Source organism: Vibrio atlanticus (genome assembly GCF_024347315.1).
Taxonomy (GTDB): domain Bacteria; phylum Pseudomonadota; class Gammaproteobacteria; order Enterobacterales; family Vibrionaceae; genus Vibrio; species Vibrio atlanticus.
Window position 1 is genome coordinate 1,025,000 of the sequence record NZ_AP025460.1, and the last position, 18,715, is coordinate 1,043,714.

Here is an 18,715-nt window from a genome sequence, read left to right on the forward strand (position 1 = left end):
TTTGTTAGGCTTCTTAGTTATCATCTAGCTGAATTTAGAATTATAGGAATGTCACATGAAACGAGTCGTAATCACCGGTATGGGTATTGTTTCAAGTATCGGTAACAACGTCGAAGAAGTTTTAGCATCACTGAAAGAGGGTAAATCAGGTATTACCGCTTCAGAGCAGTTCAAGGAAAATGGCTTGCGCTCTCAAGTATGGGGTAACCTAAAAATGAACCCTGCTGACCATATCGATCGCAAAAAAATGCGCTTTATGGGTGATGCAGCGGCATTCGCTTATCTTTCAATGGAGCAAGCAATTGCTGACTCTGGTTTAACTGAAGATCAAGTATCTAATGACCGCACGGGTATCGTAGCGGGTTCAGGTGGTGCTTCATCTCTAAACCAAGTAAACGCAGTAGACATCATCCGTGAAAAAGGCGTGAAGCGCGTTGGCCCATACATGGTTCCACGTACAATGGCTTCTACGGTTTCTGCTTGTCTAGCAACACCTTTCAAAATCCGTGGTGTGAACTACTCTATGAGTTCTGCATGTGCAACATCTGCACACTGTATCGGTCACGCAATGGAGCTTATCCAACTTGGTAAGCAAGACGTAGTATTCGCTGGTGGCGGTGAAGAACTAGATTGGTCTCTGACTATGATGTTCGACGCAATGGGCGCACTTTCTACTAAGTACAACGACACGCCAGAATTGGCTTCTCGTACTTACGATGCTGACCGTGACGGTTTCGTTATCTCTGGTGGCGGCGGTATGCTAGTTATCGAAGAACTTGAGCACGCTGTTGCTCGTGGCGCAAAAATTTACGGTGAGATCGTGGGTTACGGCGCAACTTCAGATGGCTACGACATGGTTGCTCCTTCTGGTGAAGGCGCGGTTCGTTGTATGAAGATGGCAATGCAAAACGTTGATGGCGTTGACTACGTGAACACTCACGGTACTTCAACTCCTGTAGGTGACGTTAAAGAACTTGGCGCAATCCAAGAAGTCTTTGGCGGCAACAGCCCTGCAATCTCAGCAACTAAAGCGATGACAGGTCACGCTCTAGGTGCGGCTGGTGTACACGAAGCAATTTACTCAACGCTAATGCTTGATAACGGCTTCATCGCACCAAGCATTAACGTTGCAAACCTAGACGAAGCGGGCGAAGGCCTAGACATCGTAACCGAAGCTCGTGAACAAGAGCTAACAACGGTTATGTCTAACAGCTTTGGTTTCGGCGGTACGAACGCAACGCTAGTAATCAAAAAATACCAAGGCTAATTGAAGCTGAGGTTCAATTAATAAAAGGTTAATCGTTAGTGGGTGATGTGAGTGCTGATTCAACACGCACAGGTCGCTCATTAATCCTGACCAACAGAACAAAGCTTTTTAAACATAGATTTTCAAACGTGTTTTTTAACCCTAGCTTTATAAGCTTCGCTTTAGAAAATAGTTTTTTAAATTTGAGTTTAGAAATTGAAAGGTTTCCAGAGCTTGATCAGTACTGGCTTTGGTTAGTACTGGTTGAACAGACGCAAGACTCTGTCTCCTGGAGAGCGAGATAGGATCCTTTTGTTCTGGATGTTTGCCCGATTGTTTATTCAATCGGGCATTTTTCGTTTTAGTCTTCTGACTTTTGCTTTTTGATTTTAGGTCTTGGTTATTATTTCTGTTCTTGTTTGTGCAGACTAGGCGATTCAGCCCTTTATTTATAATGTATTCCAATTGCGACTCGACACCGTGTGTGGAATTTTGCACAATCATTTCAATTCACATTTAAGGTCGACAGACCCCAACGAAAGTACCTTCCCAATGAAAATCTTAATCGATGAAAATATGCCTTATGCTGAAGCGCTTTTTAGCCAGCTAGGTGAAGTGACAATGAAGTCCGGTCGCACATTAACTGCTGACGACCTAGTTGACGTAGACGCTTTGATGATTCGCTCTGTCACCAAGGTGAACGAGTCATTGATCAGTAAAGCCAACAAGCTTAAGTTTGTTGGAACCGCAACAGCTGGTATGGATCACGTTGACCAAGAATTGATGAAAGAGCGTGGCATTTTCTTCACCGCAGCCCCAGGCTGTAACAAGGTGGGTGTGGCTGAGTATGCGTTCAGCGCGATGATGGTGTTGGCTCAGCAACAAGGTTTCTCTGTATTCGAAAAAACGGTCGGTATTATCGGCTGTGGACAAGTGGGTAGTTATTTAGCGAAATGCCTTGAAGGCATTGGCATTAAAGTATTGCTGAACGATCCTCTAAAACAACAAGAGGGTGATGCTCGCGAGTTTACTGAATTAGATACTCTGCTTGAGCAGTCAGACGTCATCACTCTGCATACGCCAATCACTAAGACAGGTGAGTTCCCAACGCATCATTTGATCAATGAGCAAGTACTGAACAATTTACGTGCTGACCAAATTCTGATTAATGCGGCTCGTGGCCCAGTTGTTGATAACCAAGCGTTAAAAGCTCGCTTGCAAAAAGCCGATGGTTTCACTGCCGTTCTTGATGTGTTTGAGTTTGAACCTGAAGTCGATTTTGAGCTACTTCCACTGCTTGCTTTTGCAACTCCTCACGTAGCGGGCTACGGTTTAGAGGGTAAAGCACGTGGTACCACGATGATCTTCAACAGTTATTGTGAGTTTTTAGGTACTGAACAGCGTGCTTATGCAAGCGACCTTCTGCCGACAGCACCAGTGCCTCAAATGAAATTAGATAGAGCTTGGGATGAAGCAACACTGCACAATTTGACTCAGTTGATCTATGATGTGCGCAAAGACGACGCCTTATTCCGTCGCAATATCTCTACGCCGGGTTCTTTTGACAAGATGCGTAAAGAATATTGGGACCGCAGAGAGTACAGTGCAGTCGAGTTAACGGGCGACGAATCTTGTAATTTAACGCCGTTATCTAAACTCGGTTTTATGGTAAAGCCAACTTTATAAAAGAGAGAAACAATGAGCCAAGAATTTAATATTGCTATTTTAGGTGCGACTGGTGCGGTTGGTGAAACCATTCTTGAAGTACTTAAAGAGCGTAAATTCCCTGTCGGTGAAATGCACTTACTAGCAAGTGAACGTAGTGAAGGCAAAACTTCCCGTTTTAACGGCAAAACAATACAAGTACAAAATGTAGAAGACTTCGACTGGTCTCAAGTACATATTGCGTTTTTCTCTGCAGGTAGCGAGCTTTCAGAACGTTGGGCTCCAATCGCCGCTGACGAAGGTGTGGTTGTTATCGATAACACCTCACGTTTCCGTTACGAATACGATGTTCCTCTGGTTGTGCCTGAAGTGAATCCTGAAGCGATTGCTGAGTTCCGTAACCGCAATATCATTGCGAACCCGAACTGTTCTACTATTCAGATGGTAGTAGCACTTAAACCGATTCACGATGAAGTGGGCCTTGAGCGTATTAACGTTTCAACTTACCAATCTGTGTCTGGTGCAGGTAAGCCGGGTATCGATGAGCTAGCAGGTCAAACGGCTAAGCTTCTTAACGGTATGCCAGCTGACAAGTCAGCGTTCTCACAGCAGATCGCGTTCAACTGTATTCCTCAAATCGATGAATTTACAGAGAACGGCTACACACGTGAAGAAATGAAGATGGTTTGGGAAACTCAAAAGATCTTTGCTGATTCATCAATCACGGTGAACCCGACTTGTGTTCGTGTTCCTGTGTTCTATGGTCACGCTGAATCTCTACACATTGAAACTCGCGCGCCAATCGGTGCTGAGCAAGTTATTCAGCTTCTAGAGAACACGGAAGGCGTTGAAGTTTTCCAAGCTCTAGACTTCCCAACTCAGGTTCGTGATGCTGGTGGTAAAGACCACGTAATGGTTGGTCGTATTCGTAACGACATCAGCCATCACAGCGGTGTGAACATGTGGGTTGTCGCTGATAACGTTCGTAAAGGCGCAGCAACAAACGCAGTTCAAATCGCTGAAGTTCTGATTCGCGATTACTTCTAAGCTTCACTGCTTTGATAAACAAGCCTCACTCTTTTAGTGGGGCTTTTTTAATCGATTGAAAATATTGTTAGTCAAATTGTGTGAAATTGCTGCGAATATTGTCGCTGCAACACATTTTTTGTTTTCATCTCTATAGCTTTACGTCGTTTATCCGATATATTTAACAGTTCATCAATTTATTCGAATTTAAGCACCTAGCTGAGCCTTTTATGTTTCAATTTTTCAAGCCGTGGTTAATGCCTTTTGCCATTCTCATGGCGACTCAGATTTCCGTTGTTCGTGCAGATTCCATTCGAGTTGTAGGGCCTAATGGCCAGATACAATCAGCGCCTACGTTTTCCGAACCTCTTCAAAGAGCACAGTTGAATCGTGCTGGGCCTTCTCGTTTTTACGGCCCAACTTTGGGGTCGGAAACATTGTGGTCAATTGCCTCAAAGTTACGCCCTGATAATTCCGTTTCAGTTCAGCAAACCTTGTTGGCTATTTATCGTCTAAATCCACAAGCGTTTGAAAACCAGAATATCCACAGCTTGCTGCCTGCCAGTAATTTACGAGTGCCTTCTTTAGAGCAAGCTCGTGCAAGTTCTACACAGCAAGCCGTTAACATCATGAATGCGCACCTTGCTAAGCTCGATGCTCCTGTGACTAAACCCGCAGTGTCAAAGCCAAAACCAGCGCAAGGGTCAAGCCGTCCTGATGCAAGCTCAAACAATGTTGTTCCTGCAAAGCAAGTAAGCACTGCTGAAGCCGCTAAAAAACCATTGTCTCCAACTCAATCATCTCTAGCTCAATCGGCTCCAACCCGAGAGATGAACAAGCTAGAGAAACAGCTAGAGCTTTCAGAAACTGAGCTATTGTCACTTGAAGAGAAAAACCATCAACTTCGTCTGATGTTGTCGAATGTTCAATTGGAAGTAGATGAGCTAAAAACAGAACTTAGTGATGAAGATCGCATTCGTAGCGAAGTGGAAAAGCTGCTTGATGAAGAGCGTAGAAAGAACGCTGAGATTGCAAAAATGGCTCCAAGTGCCATGGATCAATTGTTATCAAATGGTTGGCTAGTTACTGCTCTTGCGGTTATTCCAGGCCTTCTACTTGGTCTTATCATAGTGATTTTGTTGGGGCGCCGGTCTAAAAATGATGAGCAGCAGCCGACACAAGACCAACCAATTCAATCAGATGCAAGTAGCGTCGCGCCTATCGCTTTAGGCGACGAGATGGACGACTTTGATAATGAATTGTCTTTAGACGATGAACAATTTGGCAATGAAGATGATGCTGATAAGTTATTTGATGACCAAGCATCGCCTGAAGAAGATGTATTTGCAGGTTTAGATGATTCTGATCTCGATTTTAATCTCGATGATGACGATGATGATCCATTTGCGAGTATTGGCGAAAATGGTGACTTAGACACTAACTTCGATGATCTGGAGTTAGACAGCAGTAACGGCATTAGTGTCAATGGCGATGACAAGGCGCTTGGTCTTGAAGAGATGGAGCGCGCACTTGATAAAACATCAGAAAGCGAACTCGGTTCTGATGAGGCCGACTTTGATCTTTCGGATGATAACTCAATGTCGAATGAAGATATTGAATCGCTACTATCACAGGATTCTGAGACTGAAGATCTAGGCTCTAACGAACTAGACCAATCTCTATTAGACGATCTATTTGCGCTTGATGATGAAGATGATGATAGCTTCGATATTGATGCTTTAATCTCAGAAGAGCAAAGTGATTCAATTTCTAATACCGAAACATCAGCAACCGATGATTTTGACATTGATGCGCTTATCTCTGAGCAACAGAGCGATACTGCACCTGCGGGTGTGAGCAACGATGAATTTGATATCGATTCGTTGATCTCAGAGCAGCAGACGTCACAACCTTCATCTCCTAGTGTAGAAGATGATATTGATGACATCTTCGCTCAGGTTGCGGCTCAGAACGATCAAGTCAATGAGCCAATGAATCTCGATAATGATGACGAGGTTGCTGAGAATCTAAACAGCGCTTTGGCGTCTGATGATGATATCGATAACATCCTTTCTCAGTTTGATCTGCCAACCGAAAGTGAAGAAAATCAAGGCAGTGTCGACCTGCTCGATGAGCAATTGACAGGGGATGATGTTGATCTCAGTAATTCAACAGATCTCCTAGATGATATGTTGGAAGATGAATCGGATGATGAGTCTGAGAGTGATCCTCTAGGTTTTGACTCATTATCTGAACTCGAAGAACTCTCAGGCTTGTCGACCGATGATGAGCTAGATATTTCGGAAGACAGTACTGAAACCTTGGATGAGTTGATTGATGATTCTGATGATGACTTTGAACTCGATGCCGAGAGCACAGACTTACTAGATGATTTTCTAGACGATGACGCCAATGATGCTCAACTTACCGTCGAAGGTGACGAGACGTTAGATGAACTGCTAGGTAATGATCTATCAGTCGGTGAAACCGATGAACAAGATTCAGACTCTTTAGACCCATTTGATGATCTACTGACAAGTGGCATTGAAGACGAGCTTGAACCTGAAGGGAAGGCGTTTGATAAAGAGTTAGACGAAGCCTTTGGTTTTGACAACGCCAGCGATGAGTCCGAAAAGGATTCAGACGTCGAGCTTACTCCGTTAACCTCAGAAACACCTGAAGTTGAGTCTGAGCAAGCATCGGACATTAATGCAACACCACAAGCTGAAGTCGTTAGTGATGGATCGTTAGATTCGGAAATGATTCAAGACAGTGCTGACGTTAAGCCAGAAAATGATGAAGCCTTTAATCGTGATGACTTTATCGATGATTTATTCGGTGTCGCGCCGGCAACAGATGCGTTACTTGATGACTCGCTAGAAACAACAGACGAAGCATTGATTGATGAGTTAATGACTTCTGATGACAATGATTTATTGCCAGCGGCAGAAGAGCCTGTTGAGTCATTAATTGAAAATACGATTGAACCAGAGCCGAAAGAAGCCGACGCCCAAGAACAGCGTGAAGACATCGCTGCTAGTTATGAAGAGCAAGTATCGCCATCGTCTTTAAATGATATCTCTGAAGATGATGAAGAGACGGTTGAAGACTGGTTAGCCGAAGCTATAGACGATGTAGAGTCGCCTGCGAATGTTGCCTCTGATTTTGACTTTGAACCGAAAATCCAAGGTAGCGATCAGTTTGAAGATGTCGTTGAATCCTTGCCAGAGCCAGAGCCAGAGCCAGAGCCAGAGCCAGAGCCAGAGCCAGAGCCAGAGCCAGAGCCAGAGCCAGTTCGTGCTGCACATATGCCAGAGATCGTTCCAAATGAATTCGGTGTGCCAGAAGACGATGATTGGCTGATTGAAGATGACACGGCTCAACAAGAAACATTGGCACAAGTTGATGAAGTAGCGGAAGAGCCGGTGGTTCCTGCTGTTGAGTCTCAGTTAGATACTGAACCTCAGTTAGACCATGAGCCGCAAGTTGAAGCTGCACAACAAGTTGAAACCGAACCTCAAGTAGAAGCAACGGAACAAGCTGAAGCGGTAGAGCAAGAAGGCGAAGACGAGTTCTCGATTGATGATTTTGATCTTCCAGAGTTTGGTGAAGAAGATGCATTGGCGGAAGCTGAAGTAATACCAGAACCAGTTGCTCCTACTGTTGATTCTCAACTAGATGCTGAACCTCAAGCAGAATCGGCACCGCAAGTTGAAGCTAAGGGACAAGCTGAATTTCTAGGGCAAGAAGGCGAAGATGAGTTCTCGTTTGATGATTTAGAGCTTCCAGAGTTTGGCGAAGAAGATGCGTTGGCGGAAGTGGTTAGCGAACCGGATGAAGCGCAGTTAGAGCAAGATCTTGCTCCAGAGTCCGAAAAGTTTGAGTTCGATGACCTTGACCTGCCTGAATACGATGAAGAGAGCGCAAAAGCGGATTCAGTCTTAGATGACATCGAACAAAGCAGTGCTGAGCCTGTAGCAGAAGAGCAAGGCGTAGAGCTCGATGAGTTTGATTTGCCGGAATACGGTGAAGACGAAGCTATCTCTGATGCGTTTGCTGAGAAACCAACGCCACTGACTTCTTTCAGCCCACAGGGTGAAGAACAAGATGCGCTGCATGATTTATTTTCAAACTCGCAGAGTTTTAGTCATGGTGATGACTTCTCGGATACAGAAGATTTCTCAGACGCAGAAGGCTTCCCAGGTGCAGAAGAGCCTGATTTGGCTAGTTTTACACAACCTGATGAATCACTCGATTCTCCGTCAGAATTAAGCCCAGTACCTTCTGAGTTAAGCTCAGTGCCTACAACAGTTCAAGACGATTTGTTAGAAGGTTTTGAGGATTTTGATGAGACAGCATTAGCTGAATTACTTTCTGAAGATGTTCAAGACTCTGTCGACAGCATGTTCGACAAGCCACTGGATGCTACATCGATTGATAGTGCAGGGCTCGATATTGACGCTATGCTTGAAGTTGGCGGCGAAGACTGGAAAGGCTTCAACCTAGCTCCTGAGCAGCAATCTAGCACGCGTAATGATGTGCCTGATGATCAACAGGAGATTTGGGCGTCGGCAGATCAACAAGCTGAACCAAAAATCAAACAAGAGAATTGGGCTCAACAAGACAACCTAACCGAGTCAGACAAAGGTCGTGATAAGCAATACATGACGATTGATGAGCTGATGGCTCAAGTTGAGCAAGAAGGCGAAGACGCGATTAATCCAGATGACGAAGAGTTGAAGCTAGATGTTGGCCTAAATGAATTCCCAGACGTTATCGGTGACATTGGTAATTACGATGTCGACAGCAACGCAGAAGCCGCTGGTAAGCTCGATTTGGCTAAAATCTACATCGAGATGAGTGACTCACAAGGTGCAATTAAGCTTCTAGAAGAGGCTATCGTTGACGGCAGTGATGATATTCGTCGAGAGGCAAAGAATCTTATCGATACGTTAAACGGTCGATAAATTCAAAAAATTATAAAGGGTAGCGTTGGCTACCCTTTATTTTAGGGCGATACAGTTAGCGTCTATTTTATTTAGCTTGCTAAAACCACCGTCTAGGCGGTAGTGATTGTTTATTGAAGTTTTAGCCCCATCCTATTTGGGCTAGCACTCATTTCCGTATATACTTCTCGCCCATTTTCAAAGAGAACAAGAACATGAAAATTGCTTTAGGTATTGAATATAACGGTACCCACTACTTTGGTTGGCAGCGCCAACGAGACGTGAAAAGTGTCCAAGAAGAATTGGAAAAGGCTCTTTCAGTTGTCGCGAATCACCCTGTAGAAGTTATGTGTGCTGGTCGCACAGATGCCGGTGTTCACGGTACGGGACAAGTCGTTCACTTTGAAACTAATGTCGATCGTAAAATGGTTGCATGGACAATGGGCGCAAATGCCAACATGCCAAAAGATATTGCCGTTCGTTGGGCAACAGAAGTGAATGAGGATTTCCATGCTCGTTTTTCTGCAACAGCACGCCGTTATCGCTACATTATCTTTAACCATGCTCTACGTCCTGGCATTTTGAATTCAGGTGTGAGCCATTATCATGGTCACCTTGATGAGAAAAAGATGCATGAAGCGGGTCAGTACTTACTTGGTGAGAATGACTTTACTTCGTTCAGGGCAACACATTGTCAATCTCGTAGCCCATGGAGAAACATGATTCACTTAAACGTGACTCGTCATGGGCATTACATAGTGATCGATATTAAAGCGAATGCGTTTGTTCACCATATGGTGAGGAATATTACTGGTAGCCTAATTGCGGTAGGTAAAGGTGATCAAAAACCAGAGTGGATTCAGTGGCTTTTAGAGGCTAAAGATCGAAAAGTGGCAGGCGCGACAGCGAAAGCGGAAGGCTTATACTTAGTCGATGTTGATTATCCTGAACATTTTGGACTACCAAGAGAGCCTATTGGCCCTCTATTTTTGCCGGATAATTTGAACTAAATGTGAGACTTAGGTTCAAAAAATATTACGGTTTCGTGCGTAAAATAGTCACGGAAAATAGGTACAACCAGTTTTTTATCTACAGTCGCTGTTTTATGTGCTTTAATTCCCGGCATAATTCCCAAATTTATTTCTTTCGCAATCAAGCGGAGGAATCGAAACAAAAAGGTCTTCCATGAGTTGGCTTGAAAAGATTTTAGAAAAAAGCAACATCGTAACATCTCGTAAAGCGTCAATCCCTGAGGGTGTTTGGACTAAATGTACTTCTTGTGAGCAGGTTCTTTACCATGCTGAACTAGAGCGTAACCTAGAAGTATGTCCAAAATGTGACCATCACATGCGTATGAAAGCACGTCGCCGTCTGGATACATTCCTAGACAAAGGTGAGCGTGTTGAACTAGGTACTGATCTTGAGCCACAAGACAAACTGAAGTTTAAAGACTCTAAGCGTTACAAAGAACGTATCTCTGTTGCTCAAAAGAACAGTGGTGAAACAGACGCATTAGTTGCAATGAAAGGCGAACTGCTTGGTTTACCTATCGTTGCGTGTGCGTTTGAGTTCTCATTTATGGGCGGCTCAATGGGTTCTGTTGTTGGTGCTCGTTTTGTGAAAGCGGTAGATGCAGCTATTGAGAACAACTGTGGTTTAGTTTGTTTCTCTGCAAGTGGTGGTGCTCGTATGCAAGAGGCATTGATGTCTCTCATGCAAATGGCAAAAACCAGTGCTGCTCTAGAGCGTCTATCTGCGAAAGGCCTACCGTTTGTTTCAGTAATGACTGATCCAACAATGGGTGGCGTTTCTGCAAGTTTAGCAATGCTTGGCGATATCAATATCGGTGAACCAAAAGCGCTTATCGGTTTTGCTGGACGTCGTGTAATCGAGCAAACTGTACGTGAAGATCTTCCTGAAGGTTTCCAACGCAGTGAGTTCCTACTAGACCACGGTGCTATCGACATGATCGTTGACCGTCGTGAGATGCGTCAGCGCGTTGCAAGCCTTGTTGCTAAAATGACCAATCAGCCTTCACCATTAGTAGTTTCTGTGAACGATTCACCGAATGAAGCTGCTTATGAAGTACCAGAAGCGCCAGAAAAAGGGTAAAGTACCTTCTAACAAACCTACTTAATTATGGTTATGAGTTAGATGAGTCAACAACCTATTCCTCAAGCCACATCCTCTTTGGAGATGTGGCTTGATTATTTATCAAACATCCACGCAAGCGCTATTGATCTTGGTTTAGACCGAGTTCAAGCTGTCGCCTCTAAGGCAAACCTCACCAAACCTGCTCAACATGTTATTACTGTTGCTGGAACCAACGGCAAGGGCTCAACATGTGCACTCATGGAAGCTATTCTATTGGATGCTGGTTACTCTGTTGGTGTCTACAGCTCCCCTCACTTAATTCGCTATAACGAACGTGTTCGTATCAATGGCAAAGATCTGTCTGATCAAAAGATGGTTCAGTCTTTCGATTTCATTGAGAAAGAACGTGGTGAAATCAGCCTTAGCTTTTTTGAATATGGCACTTTAGCAGCGTTACGTGCTTTTCAAACCGAAGCGGTTGACGTTGTATTGTTAGAAGTGGGTCTAGGCGGACGTTTAGACGCGACCAATATCGTTGAACATGACGTTTCTGTGATTACTAGTTTGGCTGTCGACCATGTTGACTGGCTAGGTGATGACATTAATGTGATCGGTTTTGAGAAAGCGGGCATTTATCGTAGCGGTAAACCCGCTATCTGTGGTCAACCCAAGCCACCAGCTACGGTTGCGGCACACGCTGATGATATTAACGCTGAGTTCTACCAAGTAGGGATTCAATACACCTATGATGTAGATGGTGATACTTGGAACTGGCGCAGTGGCGCATTCCAGTTAGAATCGCTACCTATCCCAAGCTTACCGCTGCCGAACGCAGCCACCGCACTGATGGCATTAGGTACTTCAGAACTAAGCATTAGTGATGTGAACGTTGTTAACGGTATGAAGAATGCGCAGCTTCCTGGGCGTATGCAGCAAATTAGCGAACAACCGGTGATTGTGCTTGATGTAGCACACAACCCGCATTCTGCTGAGTACTTTGCGCAGCAAGTCGCGAAGAAGTATGCAGGCAAAAATTTACACGTTGTAGTCGCCATGCTTCATGACAAAGATATCCCCGCGACATTGGAAGTATTAGCTCCAATAACAACACATTGGTACCCAGCTTCGCTGAAAGGCCCACGAGCCGCAACAGCCGCTGAATTGTGTCAAAGCTTACCTGAAGGTGTAGAGCAGTATTCAAACCCTGTTGTAGCGTTTGAAGCGGCTTTAGCTTCTGTTATAGATGACGATGTTGTGTTGGTTGTCGGTTCTTTTCATACCGTGGGTGAAGTGTTGGAGCATTGGCAGAAAAAAGGAAACTAAATGGCAAGTAAATTCCAAAGCCGATTAGTCGGCACCATCATTTTAGTGGCCATTGGCGTGATTGTATTGCCCGATGTGCTGGATGGTAAGAAGCTCCACTATAAAGAAGAGTTTGCAAGCATTCCGATTAAGCCTGAGCTTGATAGTAATGTTGAAGTGTTTGAAGTACTCGATCCTGTTGAAGATCAGATTGCACTGCCGGACTCTCCGGTTGAGCAAGTGGTTGAAAGTGGTCGTACTGATAATTCAAATACGCAAACTGCGTCGGCTTCCAGTAACAAAGAAGCGGATAAAGTGGCGGTGGTGGTTAAGCCGGTACCTGAAAAAAATGAATACCAAGACAGTGCTTGGATTATTCAATTGATGGCTTTGAAGAATGCTGACAACGCAAAAAACGTTGTTAAGGATTTACAGAAGCGTGGTTATCAGGCTCATACCAAGCAAGAAAAAACATTTACGCGAGTAATTATTGGCCCGGATGTTTCTAAATCCAAACTTGAGCGACAAATTAAGGAATTAGAAAAAATTACGGGTTCAAAAGGCCAATTGCTCAAATTTAAACCGTTAAATCCATAAGAAAACGTTTGCGTCAGCATTTTTTCTGTTAAAATGCGCGCCAACTTAAGATGAAGAATTCATGAATTGGTTAGATTTTGTCATTTTAGGCGTGATCGGCTTCTCTGCCGTGATCAGTTTAGTTCGCGGTTTCGCTAAAGAAGCGTTGTCACTTGTTATTTGGTTTGGAGCATTTTTTATTGCTAGCCAGTACTACGCTAAATTAGCAATGTACTTCACCAATATTGAAGATGAGATGTTTCGAAACGGAACTGCGATAGCAGCATTGTTTGTTGCAACGTTAGTTGTTGGTGCCTTAGTTAACTATGTCATCGGGCAGCTAGTTCAGAAAACAGGCCTGTCGGGTACAGACAGAATCCTCGGTGTCGTCTTTGGTGGCTTACGTGGTGTTTTGATTGTTTCTGCAGTGTTGTTTTTCATGGATGCGTTTACTGCATTCCCAAGTTCTGAGTGGTGGAAGAATTCGCAATTGGTTCCGGAGTTTAGCCGAATCATTGCGCCGTTCTTCGAGCATTTACAAGCAACATCTAGTTTCTTATCTGGCGCGCTTTAGCGCCAGTTAATGTCGAAAATCGAGGATTAGGACATGTGTGGTATTGTTGGAATCGTGGGTTCAACACCTGTAAACCAGTCTATTTATGACGCTTTAACGGTATTGCAGCATCGTGGCCAAGATGCCGCTGGTATTTGTACCATAGAAAGCAATCGTTTCCGTCTGCGTAAGGCGAACGGTTTAGTTAAAGATGTTTTTGAAGCAAAACACATGCAACGCCTCCAAGGCAACGTGGGTATTGGTCATGTTCGTTATCCTACAGCGGGAAGTTCTAGTGCTTCTGAAGCTCAACCTTTCTACGTAAACTCTCCATTTGGCATCACGCTGGCGCACAACGGTAACCTAACGAATGCAAGTGAAGTTCGTGAGAAGTTGTTCGAAAAAGACCGCCGTCATGTCAACACAACCTCTGACTCTGAAGTTCTACTAAACGTATTGGCTCATGAGATCGATACCGTAAAAGGGAACGTGACTTCAGACGACGTTTTCCGCGCAGTTGCAAACGTGCACCGCACTATTCGTGGTGCTTACGCAGTGACAGCGATGATCATCGGCCACGGCATGATCGCATTCCGTGACCCGCATGGTATTCGTCCACTGTGTCTTGGTAAGCGTGAAATTAACGGTAAAACAGAGTACATGGTTGCGTCTGAGTCAGTAGCGTTAGACGCTGTTGGTTTTGATTTTATGCGCGATGTTGCTCCTGGTGAAGCTATCTACGCAACATTCGATGGTGAGCTTTTCACTAAACAATGTGCAGACAACCCACAACTAAACCCATGTATTTTTGAGTTTGTTTACTTTGCTCGTCCCGATTCATTCATCGATAAAATTTCGGTTTACAGCGCACGCGTTGAGATGGGTGAGATGTTAGGTAAGCGTATTAAAGAAGAGTACGCAGACCTAGACATTGACGTGGTTATTCCAATTCCTGAAACATCAAATGATATTGCTCTACGAATTGCTCAAGCGATTGATAAGCCATATCGTCAAGGTTTCGTGAAAAACCGTTACGTTGGCCGCACGTTTATCATGCCTGGTCAGCAACAACGTAAGAAGTCGGTTCGCCGTAAACTCAACGCGATTCGTTCTGAGTTTAAAGGTAAGAACGTTCTACTGGTTGATGACTCGATTGTTCGTGGTACAACATCAGAGCAGATCATTGAGATGGCTCGTGATTCTGGCGCAAACAAAGTCTTCATGGTTTCTGCCGCTCCGGAGGTTCGCTTCCCTAACGTCTACGGTATTGATATGCCGAGCGCGACAGAGCTGATTGCTCATGGTCGTGATAACGAAACGATTTGTAAGCAGATTGGCGCAGACGCATTGATTTTCCAAACACTACCAGACTTAATCTCTGCAGTAGGTATGGGTAATCAAGACATCTCTCGTTTTGATACCTCCGTATTCAACGGTGAGTATGTAACGGGCGATATCGACCAAGCGTACCTAGATTTCCTAGACTCTTTACGTAATGACGATTCAAAGGTTGAGCGTGAGATCCAACAAGATTTGGCTAACTTAGAGCTACATAACGAAGGCGCTTAGCGTACTCATAAAAATGAGTAATAAAAAACCAGAGCATCGACTCTGGTTTTTTTGTTTGCTGGGAAGGGGATTGAATCTTAGTGAATGTGGTATGCGATCACAAAATCGATAAACAATCTAACCTTCTCTGGCAGGTGGTCTTTGTGGTTGTAAAGCATGTAAATATCACGAGGGTTAGCGCTCCAGTCCTCTAAGACTTGCACTAAGCTGCCATCTTCAATGTATTCGCGGATCATAACGTCGGGCATTAGGGTGATACCTAGGCCTTCTGAACATGCTTGTCTCACGACATTGAGCGCATTCGCGTTGAAACGGCCTTTCTCGCTATTCACCACCGTCTCTTCATTCGAATTACTCAGCTGCCACTTAATCAGCGGATAGCCTTTAAGTAGCGAATGATTCGCGAGCTCTTCTGCATGACTTGGTGCCGGGTTCTTCGCTAAGTAGTCAGGACTTGCGATAAGAATATCTTTTACTTCACTGATTTTTCGAGCGATTAGACTTGAATCACGTTGTGGACCTACTCTGAAAATCACGTCCCACTCGGTTGGATCAAGCTGATCGGCTTGGTTGTTCATCATCAGCTCAATATTAATATCAGGATATTGAGTCATGAATTCACTGAACATCGGCATCATCATGCGCTTGGTCAGGTTTGAGGGTGCCGTAATGCGAATCTTACCGGAAGCTCCTTTACAAACGTCAGTCAGTTCTTCTGCAGTAGAAGATAGACGTTGCAGTAATGGAGAGCATTCGTTGAAGAAACGTTCGCCTGCCTCTGTTAAAGAGAGTTTACGCGCGTGTCTATTGAGAAGTCTTAGGTTTAGTGAATCTTCTAAGGCTTGGATGCGTCGTGTAATGGTCGCAACCGGAATCATAGTCTTGCGTGATGTTGCGGTGTAGCTCCCATTTTCAACGACAAGTCGAAAGAGGTTTAAATCATCTAATTTCATAAATCCAGACACATTTGTTTACAATCTCATCTAATTTATACGTAATAGTGAGATCAATGTTTGCGTTACGTCAATTCGTTGCACTATTTACCAGTATTCCAACCCTTGTCACGAATTTCCAGTAAAGAGTACGTATTTGTGTATTTAGCAATTTGTTACTAAGTTTTATATTAGTTCTTGGAACAGATAACAATAATAATTCGACTTAGTTTTGTGAGGTTAGAGATTATGTACAAAACTCACAGTCAGCCAGTTATGACCTCGGCTCAGGAAGTTCTCAATCAAAAATGCGTTATGTTGGTTGATGATGATCCTATTTTTCGCCGGATAACCAGCGCGTATTTAGACAAGATTGGTTATAAAGTGGTTGAGGCTGAAAATGGGCTGGACGCTCTGCAAAAGCTTAGAGACTCAGCGCCAGATTTAATTGTGTGTGACTTATCAATGCCTATTCTGGATGGCATTGAGCTTGTAGAAGAGCTCAGCTTAGAGTATCCGTCACTGCCTATGATCGTTGTGTCTGGCACCGATGATATGTCTGATGTGGCGAAAGCATTACGATTTGGTATCAAAGACTTTTTAGTCAAACCTCTGGAGGATCACGGTCATTTAGGCAGTGCGATTGCGAATACATTAACAGATTCGTTCGATAACATTTCAGACCAACGAGATTTTTCAAGCCAATGGTTTTGCGTTGATGACGGCGGAGAGATCCCTGAAGACCAAGAGCTGCATTGGCACCTAAATCACTTGCAAGATAACCCTAGTGCGGCAAGAGACTTATTGCACGCGCTGCTTCCTGACAAAGACACACGACAAGGCTCATGGCGTTGTAGTTACCGCCTACTACAATCAACAGAGATGATGCCACTTGTGTTCGACTATGCGTGGATGATGAACGGGCAGTTTGCTTTCTACCTCGTCGATTCGTCGTCTTCTGATAACGGCGGCTCAGCGGCCACATTGTTGGTGAGAGCGTTATTCCACGATTACATCAGAAATAGAAAAGATTTTAACGTTGATCTCAAAGATATTGCGGAAATTTTGGAGAAGGGGATTCGTTGCTCTAAATGTTCAACCCCTGTGAATGCTTTGTTTGGTGTTGCTGACCTTGCTGTGGGAACTATCTCTATTTTACCTGCGGGTTTAGATGGACAATGGTCGAATGGCGAATTGAATCAACATATTGCGGCGGGCGAGCGCTTGGGTGAGAATTGTAAGAAGAACTTCATTACACGGGATCTTCCGATTGAACAAGGCTGCCAGTTATCATTAAGCCTGCTTGGATCGGCCAGTTTTAGTTTAGACATACACCAAGGGTCCACCGATTAACCCTATATTTCCTCGGTTTTTGTGAATAATTGATTAAGGTATAGTTGCGCAAATGGTGTGGCTATGCCTTTTTTGTTAAATGTCGATTTAGCAAAGCGGGTTTGGTTCGCCAGATACTTACCTTTACTAACAAAAACAAGAAGCAATCATGGCAGATAACAAAGACTTTCAAGACCCGTTTAATGTATTCTACTTTTTAGGATTTTTAGCCGCATTTTTAGTGATTCCATTATTACCAGCAACACTTACGTTGATCCGTGTATTCAATGGTTACGCAACATTCTAGTTAAGTTATCGTCGCCGATTGGTGATAGCTAACTCAAGGAGGCCACAATTAGCGTTCGAGTTTTAAGCCTCAATATTGCTGGTGGCCTTTGCATATTTCTCGCAGTTTTAGGGATAGCTTTACCCGTACTGCCAACCACGCCTTTCCTCCTTCTTGCCAGTGCATGTTTCATGCGAAGCAACCCCAAAGTTCACAAATGGATGCATGAGCATAAAACGCTCGGCCCGTTATTGAACAATTGGTATCAACATGGTGCCGTTACCAAGCAAGTAAAAACGCGTGGCGTGTTCTTTATCTTGTTAAGTTTTGCGTTATCGATCTACTTTGCCCCGATCATTTGGGTCAAGGCTTTCCTAATTTGTGTACTTGTTATTCTTCTCACATGGTTTATGCGACTTCCAACCCATGAGTTGGTTGCTGACAGCAAAGAAAATCACTACCATTAAGCCAGTGTGCCTGCTTGTATAGCGGGCGTTTATTATTTCAGCAATTTGAGTTATGACTCTCGTTGCAATGAAGTCCAATCGTACCTTTCCTTAATTCCGAGCGTTGATGTTTGATTCGTTAACGAGAGTTTGGAAAGCGGCCTAATGAAGTGCATAAGATTATGAACACAGAAAAAATCTCTCTGATCAAAGCAAGCATCAAAAGCATTCCTGATTACCCAAAAGCGGGTATTTTGTTCCGTGACGTAACAAGCTTGATGGAAGATCCTGCCGCTTATAAAGCGACAATCGATCTGTTGGTGGACACATACAAGGGCATGGGCTTTACTAAGATCGTTGGTACTGAAGCTCGTGGTTTCCTATTTGGTGCGCCTCTTGCTCTTGAGTTAGGTGTCGGCTTTATCCCTGTTCGTAAGCCGGGCAAGTTGCCTCGTCAAACTGTGGCACAATCTTATGAGCTTGAGTACGGCACTGATACGCTAGAAATTCATACCGATGCTATCGTTGAAGGCGATAAAGTGCTGATGGTTGATGACTTGTTAGCAACAGGTGGTACGATTGAAGCGACAACGAAGCTGATTCGTCAGCTTGGTGGTGTGGTAGAACACGCTGCATTTGTTATTAACCTTCCAGAAATCGGTGGTGATAAGCGCTTACAAGGCTTAGGTCTAGAAGTGTTTAGCATCTGCGAATTCGACGGTCACTAATCCTTTTCGGAATT

The 18,715-nt window shown here is 44.1% G+C and carries 16 protein-coding genes; 14 read left to right on the forward strand and 2 right to left on the reverse strand.

Going from position 1 to position 18,715, the window contains the following annotated elements; genetic code table 11:
- Positions 1-55 precede the first annotated feature (55 nt).
- The gene (fabB, locus tag OCV30_RS04770) at positions 56-1,267 is read left to right on the forward strand and encodes a beta-ketoacyl-ACP synthase I (protein ID WP_009848735.1); all 1,212 of its coding nucleotides are present in this window, start codon (positions 56-58) and stop codon (positions 1,265-1,267) included.
- A 147-nt stretch (positions 1,268-1,414) separates the two neighbouring features.
- Here fabB and OCV30_RS04775 read toward each other — a convergent pair whose 3' ends face one another.
- Complete coding sequence (locus tag OCV30_RS04775; RefSeq protein WP_065678619.1) at positions 1,415-1,750, reverse strand: hypothetical protein; 336 nt, start codon at positions 1,748-1,750, stop codon at positions 1,415-1,417.
- A 48-nt stretch (positions 1,751-1,798) separates the two neighbouring features.
- Between OCV30_RS04775 and OCV30_RS04780 the strand changes: the two genes are divergently transcribed.
- The 9 genes from OCV30_RS04780 to purF all read left to right on the forward strand — a co-directional run bounded on the left by OCV30_RS04780 (position 1,799) and on the right by purF (position 14,977).
- Complete coding sequence (locus OCV30_RS04780; protein WP_065678620.1) at positions 1,799-2,932, forward strand: 4-phosphoerythronate dehydrogenase; 1,134 nt, start codon at positions 1,799-1,801, stop codon at positions 2,930-2,932.
- 12 nt (positions 2,933-2,944) lie between these two features.
- The gene (locus OCV30_RS04785; protein ID WP_012603484.1) at positions 2,945-3,958 is read left to right on the forward strand and encodes an aspartate-semialdehyde dehydrogenase; all 1,014 of its coding nucleotides are present in this window, start codon (positions 2,945-2,947) and stop codon (positions 3,956-3,958) included.
- A 209-nt stretch (positions 3,959-4,167) separates the two neighbouring features.
- The gene (locus tag OCV30_RS04790) at positions 4,168-8,904 is read left to right on the forward strand and encodes a FimV/HubP family polar landmark protein (protein WP_261879036.1); all 4,737 of its coding nucleotides are present in this window, start codon (positions 4,168-4,170) and stop codon (positions 8,902-8,904) included.
- A 194-nt stretch (positions 8,905-9,098) separates the two neighbouring features.
- Positions 9,099-9,893 (forward strand): tRNA pseudouridine(38-40) synthase TruA, encoded by a 795-nt coding sequence (gene truA, locus OCV30_RS04795; RefSeq protein WP_009848683.1) that lies wholly within the window; start codon positions 9,099-9,101, stop codon positions 9,891-9,893.
- Positions 9,894-10,068: 175 nt separating this feature from the next.
- Entirely contained in the window at positions 10,069-10,995 is a 927-nt protein-coding gene (gene accD / locus OCV30_RS04800; RefSeq protein WP_009848681.1) for an acetyl-CoA carboxylase, carboxyltransferase subunit beta, read from the forward strand.
- A gap of 42 nt (positions 10,996-11,037) precedes the next feature.
- Positions 11,038-12,300 carry a bifunctional tetrahydrofolate synthase/dihydrofolate synthase gene (folC, locus tag OCV30_RS04805; protein WP_017099202.1) on the forward strand — a complete coding sequence of 421 codons (1,263 nt, stop codon included), beginning with the start codon at positions 11,038-11,040 and terminating at the stop codon, positions 12,298-12,300.
- Positions 12,301-12,876 carry an SPOR domain-containing protein gene (locus OCV30_RS04810; RefSeq protein ID WP_012603487.1) on the forward strand — a complete coding sequence of 192 codons (576 nt, stop codon included), beginning with the start codon at positions 12,301-12,303 and terminating at the stop codon, positions 12,874-12,876.
- Positions 12,877-12,937: 61 nt separating this feature from the next.
- On the forward strand, positions 12,938-13,429 hold the full coding sequence (locus OCV30_RS04815; RefSeq protein WP_009848678.1) for a CvpA family protein: 492 nt from the start codon (positions 12,938-12,940) through the stop codon (positions 13,427-13,429).
- A 33-nt stretch (positions 13,430-13,462) separates the two neighbouring features.
- Positions 13,463-14,977: an amidophosphoribosyltransferase gene (gene purF / locus OCV30_RS04820; RefSeq protein ID WP_012603488.1), complete on the forward strand. Its 1,515-nt coding sequence runs from the start codon at positions 13,463-13,465 to the stop codon at positions 14,975-14,977.
- A 77-nt stretch (positions 14,978-15,054) separates the two neighbouring features.
- Here purF and OCV30_RS04825 read toward each other — a convergent pair whose 3' ends face one another.
- The gene (locus OCV30_RS04825) at positions 15,055-15,930 is read right to left on the reverse strand and encodes a LysR family transcriptional regulator (RefSeq protein ID WP_004734167.1); all 876 of its coding nucleotides are present in this window, start codon (positions 15,928-15,930) and stop codon (positions 15,055-15,057) included.
- A 228-nt stretch (positions 15,931-16,158) separates the two neighbouring features.
- Between OCV30_RS04825 and OCV30_RS04830 the strand changes: the two genes are divergently transcribed.
- The 4 genes from OCV30_RS04830 to apt all read left to right on the forward strand — a co-directional run bounded on the left by OCV30_RS04830 (position 16,159) and on the right by apt (position 18,701).
- Positions 16,159-17,262, forward strand: a complete 1,104-nt coding sequence (locus tag OCV30_RS04830; RefSeq protein ID WP_017099203.1) for a response regulator — start codon at positions 16,159-16,161, stop codon at positions 17,260-17,262.
- 148 nt (positions 17,263-17,410) lie between these two features.
- On the forward strand, positions 17,411-17,548 hold the full coding sequence (locus OCV30_RS04835) for a hypothetical protein (protein WP_017099204.1): 138 nt from the start codon (positions 17,411-17,413) through the stop codon (positions 17,546-17,548).
- 74 nt (positions 17,549-17,622) lie between these two features.
- Positions 17,623-17,994, forward strand: a complete 372-nt coding sequence (locus OCV30_RS04840) for a YbaN family protein (protein WP_029223120.1) — start codon at positions 17,623-17,625, stop codon at positions 17,992-17,994.
- 161 nt (positions 17,995-18,155) lie between these two features.
- Entirely contained in the window at positions 18,156-18,701 is a 546-nt protein-coding gene (gene apt / locus OCV30_RS04845; RefSeq protein WP_004734171.1) for an adenine phosphoribosyltransferase, read from the forward strand.
- The last annotated feature ends 14 nt before the right edge of the window (positions 18,702-18,715 follow it).

Excerpts from the sequence above, each read along its gene's own strand:
- OCV30_RS04785 (WP_012603484.1), top strand. The coding sequence starts at position 2,945 with ATGAGCCAAGAATTTAATATTGCTATTTTAGGTGCGACTGGTGCGGTT.
- fabB (WP_009848735.1), top strand. The coding sequence starts at position 56 with ATGAAACGAGTCGTAATCACCGGTATGGGTATTGTTTCAAGTATCGGT.
- OCV30_RS04790 (WP_261879036.1), top strand. The coding sequence starts at position 4,168 with ATGTTTCAATTTTTCAAGCCGTGGTTAATGCCTTTTGCCATTCTCATG.
- truA (WP_009848683.1), top strand. The coding sequence starts at position 9,099 with ATGAAAATTGCTTTAGGTATTGAATATAACGGTACCCACTACTTTGGT.
- OCV30_RS04825 (WP_004734167.1), bottom strand. The coding sequence starts at position 15,930 with ATGAAATTAGATGATTTAAACCTCTTTCGACTTGTCGTTGAAAATGGG.
- purF (WP_012603488.1), top strand. The coding sequence starts at position 13,463 with ATGTGTGGTATTGTTGGAATCGTGGGTTCAACACCTGTAAACCAGTCT.
- OCV30_RS04830 (WP_017099203.1), top strand. The coding sequence starts at position 16,159 with ATGTACAAAACTCACAGTCAGCCAGTTATGACCTCGGCTCAGGAAGTT.
- OCV30_RS04835 (WP_017099204.1), top strand. The coding sequence starts at position 17,411 with ATGGCAGATAACAAAGACTTTCAAGACCCGTTTAATGTATTCTACTTT.
- accD (WP_009848681.1), top strand. The coding sequence starts at position 10,069 with ATGAGTTGGCTTGAAAAGATTTTAGAAAAAAGCAACATCGTAACATCT.
- OCV30_RS04810 (WP_012603487.1), top strand. The coding sequence starts at position 12,301 with ATGGCAAGTAAATTCCAAAGCCGATTAGTCGGCACCATCATTTTAGTG.
- apt (WP_004734171.1), top strand. The coding sequence starts at position 18,156 with ATGAACACAGAAAAAATCTCTCTGATCAAAGCAAGCATCAAAAGCATT.
- OCV30_RS04780 (WP_065678620.1), top strand. The coding sequence starts at position 1,799 with ATGAAAATCTTAATCGATGAAAATATGCCTTATGCTGAAGCGCTTTTT.
- OCV30_RS04775 (WP_065678619.1), bottom strand. The coding sequence starts at position 1,750 with ATGATTGTGCAAAATTCCACACACGGTGTCGAGTCGCAATTGGAATAC.
- OCV30_RS04815 (WP_009848678.1), top strand. The coding sequence starts at position 12,938 with ATGAATTGGTTAGATTTTGTCATTTTAGGCGTGATCGGCTTCTCTGCC.
- folC (WP_017099202.1), top strand. The coding sequence starts at position 11,038 with ATGAGTCAACAACCTATTCCTCAAGCCACATCCTCTTTGGAGATGTGG.